The sequence below is a fragment of the Microbacterium sp. SA39 genome (assembly GCF_000967865.1).
Lineage (GTDB): Bacteria > Actinomycetota > Actinomycetes > Actinomycetales > Microbacteriaceae > Microbacterium.
Genome location: NZ_JXRU01000027.1, coordinates 26,437 through 39,185, shown reverse-complemented (window position 1 = coordinate 39,185; position 12,749 = coordinate 26,437). Strand labels below are relative to the sequence as shown.

12 protein-coding genes and 1 tRNA gene are annotated in these 12,749 nt (G+C 68.3%); 6 read left to right on the top strand and 7 right to left on the bottom strand.

All coding sequences use genetic code 11. The features are described 5' to 3' along the window. Positions 1–11: 11 nt before the first annotated feature. On the bottom strand, positions 12–704 hold the full coding sequence (locus RS85_RS04045) for a response regulator transcription factor (protein ID WP_046012147.1): 693 nt from the start codon (positions 702–704) through the stop codon (positions 12–14). 93 nt (positions 705–797) lie between these two features. On the opposite strand from RS85_RS04045, the gene RS85_RS04040 reads away from it, so the two are divergent. Further along, the gene (locus RS85_RS04040; RefSeq protein WP_160298609.1) at positions 798–1,754 is read left to right on the top strand and encodes a CPBP family intramembrane glutamic endopeptidase; all 957 of its coding nucleotides are present in this window, start codon (positions 798–800) and stop codon (positions 1,752–1,754) included. A gap of 17 nt (positions 1,755–1,771) precedes the next feature. Here the strand turns inward: RS85_RS04040 and RS85_RS04035 are convergent, their stop codons facing one another. The 3 genes from RS85_RS04035 to RS85_RS04025 are packed head-to-tail and all read right to left on the bottom strand — an operon-like array spanning position 1,772 to position 5,445. Then, positions 1,772–3,412 (bottom strand): DNA repair helicase XPB, encoded by a 1,641-nt coding sequence (locus RS85_RS04035; protein ID WP_046012146.1) that lies wholly within the window; start codon positions 3,410–3,412, stop codon positions 1,772–1,774. Between the two features lie 37 nt (positions 3,413–3,449). Further along, on the bottom strand, positions 3,450–5,159 hold the full coding sequence (locus RS85_RS04030) for a helicase-associated domain-containing protein (RefSeq protein ID WP_046012145.1): 1,710 nt from the start codon (positions 5,157–5,159) through the stop codon (positions 3,450–3,452). Positions 5,160–5,169: 10 nt separating this feature from the next. Then, the gene (locus RS85_RS04025) at positions 5,170–5,445 is read right to left on the bottom strand and encodes a hypothetical protein (RefSeq protein ID WP_046012144.1); all 276 of its coding nucleotides are present in this window, start codon (positions 5,443–5,445) and stop codon (positions 5,170–5,172) included. Between the two features lie 120 nt (positions 5,446–5,565). Here RS85_RS04025 and RS85_RS04020 point away from each other — a divergent pair, with 120 nt between their 5' ends. Next, positions 5,566–5,946: a cold-shock protein gene (locus RS85_RS04020; protein WP_046012143.1), complete on the top strand. Its 381-nt coding sequence runs from the start codon at positions 5,566–5,568 to the stop codon at positions 5,944–5,946. Further along, a complete protein-coding gene (locus RS85_RS04015) occupies positions 5,930–6,565 on the top strand; it encodes a DUF3027 domain-containing protein (protein WP_046012142.1) in 636 nt (211 codons plus the stop codon). The genes RS85_RS04020 and RS85_RS04015 overlap by 17 nt, the downstream gene beginning before the upstream one ends. Positions 6,566–6,574: 9 nt before the next feature. Here RS85_RS04015 and serC read toward each other — a convergent pair whose 3' ends face one another. Beyond that, positions 6,575–7,687: a phosphoserine transaminase gene (gene serC, locus RS85_RS04010; RefSeq protein ID WP_046012141.1), complete on the bottom strand. Its 1,113-nt coding sequence runs from the start codon at positions 7,685–7,687 to the stop codon at positions 6,575–6,577. Positions 7,688–7,788: 101 nt separating this feature from the next. On the opposite strand from serC, the gene RS85_RS04005 reads away from it, so the two are divergent. From RS85_RS04005 to RS85_RS03995, 3 genes are all read left to right on the top strand, one after another. Beyond that, the gene (locus RS85_RS04005) at positions 7,789–8,490 is read left to right on the top strand and encodes a metal-dependent transcriptional regulator (protein WP_046012140.1); all 702 of its coding nucleotides are present in this window, start codon (positions 7,789–7,791) and stop codon (positions 8,488–8,490) included. A 252-nt stretch (positions 8,491–8,742) separates the two neighbouring features. After that, positions 8,743–9,564 (top strand): M23 family metallopeptidase, encoded by an 822-nt coding sequence (locus tag RS85_RS04000; RefSeq protein WP_052703373.1) that lies wholly within the window; start codon positions 8,743–8,745, stop codon positions 9,562–9,564. 309 nt (positions 9,565–9,873) lie between these two features. After that, a complete protein-coding gene (locus tag RS85_RS03995) occupies positions 9,874–10,371 on the top strand; it encodes an HNH endonuclease (RefSeq protein WP_046012139.1) in 498 nt (165 codons plus the stop codon). Positions 10,372–10,437: 66 nt separating this feature from the next. Here the strand turns inward: RS85_RS03995 and RS85_RS03990 are convergent. Together RS85_RS03990 and RS85_RS03985 are read right to left on the bottom strand one after the other, a co-directional pair. Further along, positions 10,438–10,510, bottom strand: a tRNA-Arg gene (locus tag RS85_RS03990). A 38-nt stretch (positions 10,511–10,548) separates the two neighbouring features. Further along, positions 10,549–12,735 (bottom strand): MMPL family transporter, encoded by a 2,187-nt coding sequence (locus RS85_RS03985; protein WP_046012138.1) that lies wholly within the window; start codon positions 12,733–12,735, stop codon positions 10,549–10,551. Positions 12,736–12,749: the final 14 nt, after the last annotated feature.

Here is a 12,749-nt window from a genome sequence, read left to right as displayed (position 1 = left end):
TGGTGCGGTGGTCAGGCCGTCTTGCCGACCTTGAGCATGTAGCCGAAACCGCGCTTGGTCTGGATCAGCGATTCCTCGGTGTGCGGATCGATCTTGCGGCGGAGATAGGAGATGTAGCTCTCGACGATGCCGGCATCGCCGTTGAAGTCGTATTCCCACACGTGATCGAGGATCTGCGCCTTGGACAGCACGCGGTTCGGGTTGAGCATCAGGTAGCGCAGCAGCTTGAACTCGGTGGGGCTGAGCTCGATGGCCTCCTTGCCGACATGGACGTCGTGCGTGTCCTGATCCATCGACAGTTCCCCGGCGCGGATGACCGACTCCTCGTCTGCCTGCATCGTGCGGCGGAGGATGGCCTGCGCCCTGGCGACGATCTCGTCGAGGCTGAAGGGCTTGGTGACGTAGTCGTCGCCACCGGCGTTGAGTCCCTCGATCTTGTCTTCGGTGCCGTCCTTCGCCGTGAGGAACAGGATGGGCGCGGTGAAACCGGCACCGCGGAGCCGCTTCGTCACACTGAACCCGTTCATGTCGGGGAGCATGACGTCGAGGATGATGAGGTCCGGCTCCTCCTCGAGGACGGCCGAGATGGTGGCGGCGCCGTTGGCCACCGTCTTCACCTGGAACCCGGCGAAGCTGAGACCTGTGGAGAGCAGGTCGCGGATGTTGGGCTCGTCATCGACGACCAGGATGCGCGCATCAGTCATGTCCCCATTATGGTGACTTCGGCCATGGGGATGCTGACTATTGTCCGGAACGGCGCAGATGCGATGCACAGGTGCACCCGGAAGGATCGAGGGATGAGTTGGATCGCATTCCACCGCCTGGCACATCTGCGACCCCGATATCGCTGGTGGCGGATGCTGCTGACCGCGCTTCTTGCCCTCGTGTTCTACGTGGTGATCCTGCTCATGGTGCTCGTGCCCGTCGGCATCGTCTCCGCGCTGGTGCCGGAATGGGGCGCCGAGGTGCAGTCCCTGCTGGGCACGATGGCGTTCTTCGACCTCGACCGGCCCTGGCTCCTCGTGGCGCTGGTTCTGCCGCTCATCCTGATGATCCCACCGCTGCTGCTCGCCTCGCGCATCGTCGAAGGTCGCGGCGTGGGGCTGTTGTCATCGGTCACCGGCCGTCTGCGCCTCGGCTGGCTCGGCAGGAGCCTGTTGCTCGCCCTCGGGGTCTTCGCGGTGTACTTCGCCGTGTCTCTGGCGGTATCGGCGGCGACGGGGACCGATGTGACGCCGGACTTCTCGCACCCGGGCCTGTGGACCATGGTGCTGCTCGTGCTGCTGCTGATCCCGTTCCAGGCCGCAGCCGAGGAGTACGTCTTCCGCGGCTACCTCATGCAGCTCGTCGGCGGCTGGCTGCGGCATCCGGCGTTCGCGATCCTGCTGCCGGTCCCGCTCTTCGTGCTCGGTCACGGATACGACGTCTGGGGCGCTGCGAGCGTGGGCGTCTTCGCGGTCGTCGCCGCCTGGCTGACCTGGCGCACGGGCGGCCTCGAGGCGGCCATCGCGCTGCACCTCGTCAACAACGTGCTGATCTTCCTGTTCGGCTCGGTCGGCATGGTCGACGCGAACGCCACCACCGGAACGCCCGTCGATCTCCTGGCCTCCACGGCTGCGATGGTCGTCTTCGCGTTCTTGGCCGACCGCTGGGCCGGCGGACTGGGAGTCGCGCGAACGGCCATCGCGCCGCCCGCCACGGTCTCCCGCGGAGCGGACGGCACACATCACCTGGAGCCGGTGCTCCACGGCTGAGGCGTGCGCCGCGCAGGTCAGGCTGCGATCGCGTCGGCGTCCATGATCGTGTAGCTGTATCCCTGCTCGGCGAGGAAGCGCTGACGATTCTGTGCGTAGTCCTGATCGATCGTGTCGCGGGCCACGAGCGTGTAGAAGCTCGCCGTGTGCCCGGACTGCTTGGGTCGCAGCAGGCGACCGAGGCGCTGCGCCTCCTCCTGGCGGGAGCCGAACGAGCCGGACACCTGAATGGCGACGGACGCCTCGGGCAGGTCGATCGAGAAGTTCGCCACCTTCGAGACGACGAGCAGCGAGATCTCGCCCTCGCGGAACTGCCGGTACAACTCCTCCCGTTCGTCCACGGGGGTCGCGCCGGTGATCTGCGGAGCGTCGAGCGCGGCAGAGAGAGACTCGAGCTGATCGAGATACTGCCCGATCACGAGGATGCGCTCACCGGGGTGCTTCGCTATCAGCTCGCGGACCGCCTGCACCTTGGCCGGCGCGGATGCCGCGAGACGATACCGCTCGTCGTCGGTCGCGGCCGCATACTCCAGTCGGTCGCTCGGTGGCAGATCGACCCGCACCTCGTAGCAGGCGGCGGGGGAGATGAAGCCCTGCGCCTCGATCTGCTTCCACGGCGCGTCGAACCTCTTCGGGCCGATCAGGCTGAAGACGTCGCCCTCGCGTCCGTCCTCGCGCACGAGAGTCGCGGTGAGCCCGATCCGTCGCCGGGCTTGCAGGTCGGCGGTGAGCTTGAACACCGGAGCCGGGAGCAGATGCACCTCGTCGTACACGATGAGGCCCCAGTCGAGGGCGTCGAGAAGCGCCAGGTGCGCGTACTCGCCCTTTCGCTTCGCGGTGAGGATCTGGTACGTCGCGATCGTGACCGGCTTGACCTCCTTGGCCTGGCCGGAGTACTCGCCGATCTCCTCGGCCGTGAGGCTCGTGCGCTTGAGCAGCTCGTCGCGCCACTGTCGGGCGGACACCGTGTTCGTCACGAGGATCAGGGTCGTGGTCTTGGTCGCCGCCATGGCGCCAGCGCCCACGATCGTCTTTCCTGCGCCGCAGGGGAGCACCACGACGCCGGAGCCGTCCTTCGAGAAGGCGTCGACGGCATCCTGCTGGTACGGACGGATGTGCCATCCGTCCTCGGCCAGGTCGATGTCATGCGGGGTCCCCGGCGTGTAGCCGGCGAGGTCCTCTGCCGGCCAGCCGATCTTCAGCAGCTCCTGCTTGATCTGTCCCCGCGCCCAGGCGTCGACGACGAAGGTCTCGGGGTTCGGGTGACCGATCAGCAGGGGCTGGATGCGTTTGTTGTTCGCGACCTGGGTGAGCACCGCAGGGTCGGACGAGCGCAGGATCAGCGTTCCCTCGTCGTCGCGCTCGATGACCAGGCGCCCGTAGCGGTTCACCGTCTCGCGCAGATCCACCGCGACGGAGGGCGGCACGGGGAAGCGCGACCAGCGATCGAGCGTATCCAGCATGTCTTCCGCGGTGTGGCCTGCAGCGCGCGCGTTCCACAGCCCGAGACGGGTGATCCGGTAGGTGTGGATGTGCTCGGGGGCACGCTCGAGCTCGGCGAAGATCGCGAGTTCGTGCCGTGCGCTCTCCGCGTCGGCGTGGGCTACTTCGAGCAGCACGGTGCGATCGCTCTGGACGATCAGGGGGCCATCAGACATAGCTGTCCAGTTTACCGGGCGGGAGACGGCGCGGGCACTACGGCGCGACGATCGTCGCGGCCCGGATGCTGGACACCGGCAGCGTGCGCTCGACATCCGCCGCGCGATCCCGTCCGCGAAGCCGGCCGCCGCCGATCCCGGTCGCCTCGAGCAGCAGCTCTCTCGTCGATCCGTCCGGCATTCCCACCGTGACCTGCAGGACAGCCTTGGCGCGGACCGCCGCCTCCAGCTCGCGGTCGAGCCAGGCGGCGTCGGCATCCGGTCCCTGGTGGGCGCGCAGGCGGGAGATCAGCGCGTGCAGATCGACCGGCGCCGTCGCCGGCGGTGCAGGCGGAGCAGCGGGGTGCCGTTCCCGCACCGGGATCACCCCATCCGGACCGACGAGCGTCGCCGGGTAGCGCGCATCGGTGAGCGCCCAGTAGACCGTCTCGCGTCCGACGCGCGTGGTCAGAGCATCGGCGTGCGCGGCGAGGGCGAGGGGCCGCAGCGACTGATCCACGGCCATGGCCTGGATCAGGTGCAGGTCGGTGCTCTCGATGCGCGTCCGACCGCTCTCCTCTTCGGTCGAGACCCTGACCAGCCCGTGCCGCTGTGCCGTCCGAGCGACCAGGTAGCTCAGCGGTTGCGGGATGCCGGTGAGGGAGATCCCCTCGAGGAATTCGAGGATCGACTCCTCCGTTTCCCCAGCGACGAACGCGTGCGCCATCGACTCCGCGGTGAAGCGGTACGACGAGGCCTGTGCTGCGGATTCGCGGGCGGCGATGGCGCGAAGCCGGACATCCAGTGCCGGCTCCAAGGGTCCGGGGGCGATCGCGGTGAGATCGTTCTGCAGGAAGATGCGGTCGACCTCGGCGGGGAGCAGGTGCACGAGGGCCTCGGGTTCGGGGTCCTCGCCCCGGCGGACGGCGGCGGCCCATTCGGGTTCCGTGCCGTCTTCGGTGATCAGCCCGAGGAGGCGCGCGGCCTCGCGGAGCGTGCGAGAGCGATCCGGCCATGTCGCGTCCCACGGATGCGCGTGCGGCCAGGCCTCCGGGGGGATCCATCCGCCGCTCTGGGTGCGCACGCCGCGGGGGAGCGACTTGCGGAACGCGGCGACGAGCAGGGTCCAACGCTCCGCGACCGATGATCGCAGCCAGCCCTCCGTCGCAGCGGTGGTGCGCAGCCGACGATCGGCGGCGACCGCGAGACCGGCGTCGATCGCGATGGCGAGCAGAGTGTCGACGACGTCGGCGGTGATGCCGGAGTCGGTGAGCTGGCGCTTCTCTCCGGCGCTGATGCCTCCCCCTGCGAGCAGCGCGAAAGGTGACTCCCTGGCGACGAGCAGCACGTCGGCCAGGACAGCGACCGAGGTGAACGCGCGTTCGGCAGCGTGCGCCGAGGTCGCCTCCGACGCCGGTCCGGGCGCGGCGGCCTCACCGCTTTCGAGGGCCCGGCGACCGGCGAGCAGGGGGATCACCGGGGCGTAGGGGGTGCCGTCCGGTCGCAGCAGGGCGAGCGCCGTCAGCGCTTCGCGCTCGCGGCCCGGATCCTCTCCCGTGGCTGCGCGAAGCAGGGCCGTCGCCTCAGCGGCCGTCAGAAGCGGGAGAACCTTCGTCAGCGCGGATGCGTCCAGCAGCGCCTCCGCGGCATCGAAGAAGTCCTGCCAGGGCACGTCGGGTCGGACCCCGCGCGATGCCAGGAGGTGGGTGAGCGCGTCGTCGCTCGCCGCGGCCAGCCAATCCGCCAGCGGTCGTGCGTGAGTGCTCATGGGCGATGCCTCAGGAGCGCGACGCTGCGCGACCCTTTCGGATGAAGCTCATCACGAGCAGCGTGATGATCATGACGAAGGCGACCGGAAGACCCCAGAACGGAATGGCCGCGATCAGTGGCCACGCGCCTTCGCCGAAAGCCGACTGATCCATGCCGACGGCAGTGCCGATGATGATCGCGAAGAAGCAGACGACGGATGCCGCGGCGATTCCGAGCGCGGAGAACGCGAGGATACGATCCAGCGGGCGGACGGGAACCTCCGGTTCGGTGTTCTGCGTGCTCATCCGCCTCAGCCTACTCGCACCGGAGCCTTCGAATCGGCAGGCCGCGCGACCGGTAGGCTGGGAGGGTGCGCGCATCAGGGCGTGCACTGTTCCGCACACCGATTTCAGCGAGGTTCGCCCATGCCCACCGGCAAGGTCAGGTTCTACGACGAAGACAAGGGCTTCGGCTTCATCGCCAGCGATGACGGCCAGGACGTCTTCCTGCACGCCTCAGCGATGCCCGCGGGCACCGCGGTGAAGGCCGGTGCGCGCGTGGAGTTCGGCGTGGCCGACGGCAAGCGCGGCCTGCAGGCGCTCTCGGTGCGGGTGCTCGAAGCGCCCCCGAGCCTGGCGAAGGCGAAGCGCAAGCCCGCCGACGACATGGCGGTGATCGTCGAGGACCTCGTCAAGCTGCTCGACGAGATGGGCGGAGACCTGCGCCGCGGGCGCTACCCGTCATCCGGCCACGGCCGCAAGATCGCAGCCGTTCTCCGCAAGGTCGCCGATGACCTCGAAGCCTGACGCCGACGCGCGTCTCGTCGACGCTCACGATCTCGCGCTGGATGCCCTTCGCGAGATCACGCCGGCGACGTCCATCGGGCCGGCCGCAGGTTACCTCCTCGAGGACGACGGCTCGGTGTCGCTGCGATTCGAGAACAGGCTCCCCGGTTACCCCGGGTGGTTCTGGACCGCGACGGTCGCCCGTGTCGAGGATGAGGAGCCGACCGTTCTCGAGGTCGAGCTGATTCCCGGTGACGGTGCGCTGCTCGCACCGGAGTGGGTGCCCTGGGCCGAACGTCTCGCGGAGTACCGCTCGCACCAGGCAGAGCTCGCGGAGCGGGCCGCCGCCGAGGGGGTGGAGTCCGTCGAGGGCGCTGACGCCGATGAGGACGACGCCGATCTCGACGACGATGAGCTCGAAGACGACGATCTCGACGACGATGAGCTCGACGACGACGACGACGATGCCGAACTCGGAACGGTCCTGCACGCGGGCGACGTCGACGGCGTCGACATCGACGAACTCGACCCGAGCGTGTCCCACGAGGATGCCGTGGACGACGATACCGATGAGGACGACGACGAGTCAGAGCACGACGAGTCAGACGACGACGCGGTCGACTCCGACGACGAGGAGTGACTCGGGCGCTCAGGCGCCCAGGTTCTCCAGCACGTAGTCGATCGACCGGGTCAGCTGACGGATGTCGTCGGGTTCGATCGAGACGAACGTCGCCACGCGGAGCTGATTGCGCCCGAGCTTGCGGTACGGCTCGGTGTCGACGATGCCGTTGGCGCGCAGCGTCTTCGCGATCGCCGACGCGTCGACCTCCTCGTCGAAGTCGATCGTGACGACAACCGGAGACCGGTGTGCGGCATCCGCGACGAACGGCGTCGCGAAAGCGGATGCCGCGGCCCAGTCGTACAGCACGGCGGAGGACTCCGCGGTGCGTGCTGCCGCCCAGGCGAGGCCGCCGTTGCCGAGGATCCAGTCGAGCTGACTGTCGAGCAGGTGCAGCGTCGTCAGCGCCGGCGTGTTGAGCGTCTGATTGAGTCGCGAGTTGTCGACCGCGTGCTTGAGGCTCAGGAATTCGGGGATGTAGCGGTCGGATGCGGCGATGCGCTCGATGCGCTCGATCGCAGCGGGGGACACCGCCGCGAACCACAGTCCGCCGTCTGAGCCGAGGTTCTTCTGCGGAGCGAAGTAGTAGACATCGGCCTCGGTGATGTCCACGTCGATGCCACCGGCGGCGCTCGTGGCGTCGATGACCGTGAGCGCGCCGTCTGCCCGGACGCGCTCGACGGATGCCGCGACTCCGGTCGACGTCTCGTTGTGCGGCCAGGCGTACACGTCGACGCCATCGACGACCTCAGCGGTGGCGAGAGAGCCCGGCTCCGCCTTGCGCACGTCCGGGCTGTCGAGCCACGGTGCGCCGGCGGATGCGGCGAACTTGCCGCCGAACTCGCCGAACACGAGATTCTGGCTGCGCTTCTCGATGAGGCCGAACGACGCGGCATCCCAGAAGGCGGTGGAGCCCCCGTTGCCGACGATGATCTCGTAGCCCTCCGGGAGTCGGAAGAGGGCGGAGAGCTGCTCACGCACGCTCCCGACGAGGTTCTTCACCGGTGCCTGGCGGTGCGAGGTGCCGAGAATGCTCGCACCGGCGGTGACCAGCGCCTCGAGCTGCGCACCGCGCACCTTCGAGGGACCGCAGCCGAAGCGGCCGTCGACGGGCAGGAGGTCACGCGGAATCTCGATCGCCATGGGTCGATTCTAGGGGGCGCGCGTCAGCGCTCCTCACCGGCGGACGATCCGATGTCCGCCCAGGAATGTAGGCTTGCCTAAGACACTCGGAGGGCCTGCACATGACCGATCTGATCGACACCACGGAGATGTATCTCCGCACGATCCTCGAACTCGAGGAGGAGAACATCGTTCCGTTGCGCGCGCGCATCTCGGAGCGGCTCGGCCACTCGGGTCCCACGGTCTCGCAGACCGTCGGGCGGATGGAGCGCGACGGTCTCGTCGTCGTCTCCGAGGACCGCACCCTCGAACTGACCGACGCCGGACGCCGCAAGGCGGTCAACGTGATGCGCAAGCACCGCCTCGCCGAGCGCCTGTTGTCCGACGTGATCGGGCTGGACTGGGCGTTCGTGCATGAAGAGGCCTGCCGCTGGGAGCACGTCATGAGCGAGCAGGTGGAGCGTCGCCTCGTCGAGCTGCTGGGGCACCCCACCGAATCTCCATACGGCAACCCGATCCCGGGTCTCGACCAGCTCGGAGATCTTCCGGCGCGCACCTTCGACGAAGGCGTCATCGGTCTCGTCCAGAAGCTCAACGCGGCCGGCGAGCCGGTCGACGGGACCGTCCGGCGGCTCGCAGAGCCCGCGCAGGTCGACCCCGAGCTGCTGGAGCAGCTGCGCGATGCCGGTGTGATGCCGGGCGCCCGCGGCGACTTCCGGTTCAGCGAGGGGTACGTGCTCATTCAGATGGAGGGCAAGGAAGACGGGCTCGAACTCCCCGTGGAGCTCGCCTCGCACATCTTCCTCGTCGGCGAACCGGCCTGATCGTCCGCGAGAATCCGCGCTCTGCGTCGATTGCCAGGGTTCTCGGGGTGACATGATCGTTATCTTCCGGTAACCTCGGTGAAGTCGTCAGCGAAGAAGCCCGCTGGCGGATACCCGCGAAGATCGCCTTTCCAGGCTCGTCGTCTTCACGGCAGGAACGCACAAAGTACCCGAGCTACATTCGTGCCACGAGAGCAGAGTGCCGACGAGCCAGCGCCACCCGAAGGCGTGAGGGCCCAGGAGGACCAAGTTTTGGCCGTAGACATCGAATCGACCGCGAAGACATCTGAAGACCGAGTACCCGCCCGCCGCACCACTGCGCGGGCGACTGCTCGAAAGGCCGTCAAGCCACTCCGATCCGTCGCCATCTTTGCGGCCGTCGGTGCACTCGTCGCCGGTATCGCGCTTCCCGCCTTCGCGTCGTCGAAGCCTTCCGAAGCCGCCCCGACCACTGTGCAGCAACTCGCCGCCGTCGACGCGCAGTCGCTCGTGGTCGCCTCGCAGGCGACCGCCGCCCCACTCAACCGTGGCACCTTCACCGCCACGACTCCCGAGGAGATCGAGAAGAAGAAGGCCGAGGAGGCCGCCGCAGCACGGGCCGCCGCTGCCGCCGCGACGGCGTCGACATCGGGCCCGAGAAACTTCAACACCGCCGGATATGCTCTGGTCTCTCCCGGATCCGGTGAGGTGCGCTATCCGCTGCCGGGCGGTTCCTACAGGGAGGGTCGTACGATCGGCGGCGGCCACAACGGTGCCGACATGCTCGCCCCGGCCCTCACCCCCATCTATGCGACGGCCGCCGGTGTCGTCCGCGCCTCTGCCGAGAGCATCGGCGGGTACGGCGTCTGCGTCATGATCGACAGCGTCGTGGGCGGCCAGCGGGTGCAATCCACCTACGGGCATATGACCTACGGTTCCCGTCAGGTCGCGGCCGGCCAGACCGTCGCCGCCGGACAGCTGATCGGCTACGTGGGCAGCACCGGACGCTCCACCGCCAACCACCTCCACTTCGAGGTGTGGATCAACGGCGGAATGGTCGAGCCGTACTCATGGCTCGCCGCCAACGCCGGCTGAGCGCAGGACACGCACCTGTCCGTTCATCTCCCGTTTCGCCCCACCCTCAGTCGTATGGGTTAGCCTGAACCCGTTGTCGTACTGGCGGGAGAGGCAGATGGAGCGAATATCGAGCATCCGAACCATGGATGCCCTCGGTCGTCACGTCCTCCTGCATAGCCCGCAGGGATGCCACGGCGTTGCCGTGCGCGAAAGGCGCTGTCTTTAGACAGCGCCTTTTTTCGTCCCTGCGATCGCTCTGCCGCCTGCGCGACCTCGTGTGAGTCGAGAGTGCCGGGAAGCCGTCCCGGCGGATCGAGAGGATGACGAATGCGCACACTGGTCCTGAATGCCGGCTACGAGCCGTTGGCGATCGTGTCGTTCAAGCGAGCACTCGTGCTGGTGATGAACGACAAAGCGACCGTGATCGAACGCGTGGAGGGCGACCCTGTCTGGGGGAGCCATGGCGTGTACGAACGCCCGGCGGTGATCATCCTGTCGCGCTACGTGCGGATACCGAACAGCAGACGGGTGCCGGTGACCAGGCGCGGTGTGCTCCGCCGCGACGATCATCGCTGCGGATACTGCGGGAAGGCGGCATCCACCATCGATCACGTTCTCCCGCGGTCGCGCGGCGGCGCCGACTCCTGGGAGAACCTCGTCGCGTGCTGCCTGCGCTGCAACAACGTCAAGAGCGACCGGACACCCCAGGAGATGCGCTGGCAGTTGCGGTTCACGCCACGCCCGCCGCACGGCACCGCGTGGACCGTCCGCGGGACCGAGCGCAGCGACCCCCGGTGGGAGCCGTACCTCGCACTCGCCGCGTGATCGCCGAGCGGGTGGCGTGGATATGCGAAGAGGGCCGCCCGTTCGGGCGGCCCTCTTCGCACGTCGTGCCCGCGACAGGATTCGAACCTGCGACCTGCCCTTTAGGAGAGGGCTGCTCTATCCCCTGAGCTACGAGGGCGCGCTCCAAGTCTAAGCGACCGTGCACGGCACCCCGCGCTAGTGCCTGCCGTGCCGCCACAGCTTCGACGGCCACCAGATGACCTTCCCGAGGTCGTACGCGAGCGCAGGAACCAGGAGCGAACGCACCACGAAGGTGTCGAGCAGCACGCCGAACGCCACGATGAACGCGAGCTGCACGAGGAACAGGATCGGAATCACCGAGAGCGCGGCGAACGTCGCGGCCAGCACGAGTCCGGCGGAGGTGATCACCCCACCCGTGATCGAGAGCCCGCGCAGCACTCCTTCGCTGGTGCCGTGTGCGCGCGACTCCTCGCGCACCCGGGTCATCAGGAAGATGTTGTAGTCGATTCCGAGCGCGACGAGGAAGACGAAGCCGAAGAGCGGGACGGCAGGGTCAGCACCGGGGAACTGGAAGACCCCGTTGAACACGAGCGCCGAGACTCCCATCGCCGTGCCGAACGACAGCACGGTCGTGAGGATCAGCAGCACCGGCGCGACGATCGACCGCAGCAGCAGCATCAGGATGAACATGATCACCGCGAGGATGACGGGGATGATGAGGTTCCGGTCGTGGATCGACGCGTCGTTCGTGTCGATCGAGGTCGCCGTGACGCCACCTACGAGAGCATCGAGGTCGTCCAGCTCCGTGCGGAGTTCGCGCACCGTGGCGGCCGCGGCATCCGAGTCCGCGGCATCCTTCAGCGTGGCCTGCAGGAGAACATCACCGTCGACGGTCGTCGGCGCGGGGACGGGCGTCCCGGGCGGGCCCACGGCCGTCAGACCGTCTTCCGTCACGGGGGCGGTGCCGGAGGGGGAGTCCGCGGCGGTGACCGCGACACCCTCGATGCCGTCGCTGGCGAGGAGGATGTCGGCCGCGTCCTGCAGGCTGTCCTCTGCGACCACGACGTATGCCGGACTGCCAGAGCCCCCGGGGAAGTGCTCGCCGAGCGCCGCCTGGCCGTCGCGCGCCTCGGAGGCCCCGAGGACGAGGTCGGACTGCGGGATGCCGACCGCATCGAGCTGCGTCACCCCGGCGGCTCCCACGAGGAGTACGAGAGTCGTCAGCACCCAGATCACGCGCGGACGTCGTCGGATCAGATTCGCCAGACGCGCCCACAGCCCGGTCGTGCGCATGCCGTGCTCGGCCTCCACGACCTCCGGCTCGAACTTCGGGCGCCGCGGCCAGAAGACCGCGCGACCGCACAGCAGGAGCAGAGCCGGAAGCAGGGTGAGGGAGGCGAGCATCGCGAACACGATGCCGATCGCGGCCACGGGCCCGAGGGTGCTGTTCGATTTCAGATCGCTGAGCAGCAGGCACAGGAGGCCGGCGATCACGGTGCCGCCCGAGGCCACGATCGGCTCGAACGAGCCCTTCCAGGCAGCCATGACGGCTGCGCCCTTGTCCTGGACGACCCGCAGTTCCTCGCGGAATCGCGCGACGAGCAGCAGGGCGTAGTCGGTGGCCGCGCCGATCACGAGGATGAAGAGGATGCCCTGGGTCTGACCGCTGAGCAGCAGGAGCTCGAGTTTCGCGAGCCACCAGACGACGAGCAGCGCAACGCAGAGTGCGAAGAGGCTCGTGGAGAGCACGACGAGCGGCAGCAGGAACGAGCGGTATACGAGGACGAGGATCACCAGCACGGCGAGCAGCGCGACGCCGAGGAGCAGGCCGTCGATGCCGGCGAAACCCGCGACGAGGTCGGCGCTGAAGCCGGCAGGTCCGGTGATGTAGACCGTAACGTCATCGGGAATCGCTGCGCGCAACTCCTCGCCGAGGGCGGCGGTCGCGTCGGCGAGTTCGGCGTCGCTCTCGATGGGGATGAACGCCTGCACGGCGAGCCCGTCCTCGGAGGGAAGTGCGGGGGAGACATCATCGCCGACCCCCTCGATGGAAGGCGCGTCGGCGACGGCATCCGAGATCGCATCGAGTTGTGTCGCGGTGAGCTCCTGCTCGGACGTGAACACGGCGATAGCCGGGATCGAGTCGCTGTCGCTGAACTCGCCGAGCAGCTTCTGCACCTGCGTGGCGTCGGCTGACTCGGGAAGGTAGGTCGTCTGGTCGTTGGACGACACCTCGTCGATCTTGCCGAACAGCGGTCCACCGAGCGAGGCGCCGACGAGCCAGACCAGGATCAGTGCCACCGGGATGAGTACGCGCACCCAGGAGGGTCGACGGGTGCGCTCTCGCGAAGGGGGCGCGGGCGCGCGATCGGGATGGGACATCGGGTTCCTTCCGG

Coding starts and splice junctions, on each gene's coding strand:
- RS85_RS04045 (WP_046012147.1), bottom strand. CDS start 704: ATGACTGATGCGCGCATCCTGGTCGTCGATGACGAGCCCAACATCCGC.
- RS85_RS04040 (WP_160298609.1), top strand. CDS start 798: ATGAGTTGGATCGCATTCCACCGCCTGGCACATCTGCGACCCCGATAT.
- RS85_RS04035 (WP_046012146.1), bottom strand. CDS start 3,412: ATGTCTGATGGCCCCCTGATCGTCCAGAGCGATCGCACCGTGCTGCTC.
- RS85_RS04030 (WP_046012145.1), bottom strand. CDS start 5,159: ATGAGCACTCACGCACGACCGCTGGCGGATTGGCTGGCCGCGGCGAGC.
- RS85_RS04025 (WP_046012144.1), bottom strand. CDS start 5,445: ATGAGCACGCAGAACACCGAACCGGAGGTTCCCGTCCGCCCGCTGGAT.
- RS85_RS04020 (WP_046012143.1), top strand. CDS start 5,566: ATGCCCACCGGCAAGGTCAGGTTCTACGACGAAGACAAGGGCTTCGGC.
- RS85_RS04015 (WP_046012142.1), top strand. CDS start 5,930: ATGACCTCGAAGCCTGACGCCGACGCGCGTCTCGTCGACGCTCACGAT.
- serC (WP_046012141.1), bottom strand. CDS start 7,687: ATGGCGATCGAGATTCCGCGTGACCTCCTGCCCGTCGACGGCCGCTTC.
- RS85_RS04005 (WP_046012140.1), top strand. CDS start 7,789: ATGACCGATCTGATCGACACCACGGAGATGTATCTCCGCACGATCCTC.
- RS85_RS03995 (WP_046012139.1), top strand. CDS start 9,874: ATGCGCACACTGGTCCTGAATGCCGGCTACGAGCCGTTGGCGATCGTG.
- RS85_RS03985 (WP_046012138.1), bottom strand. CDS start 12,735: ATGTCCCATCCCGATCGCGCGCCCGCGCCCCCTTCGCGAGAGCGCACC.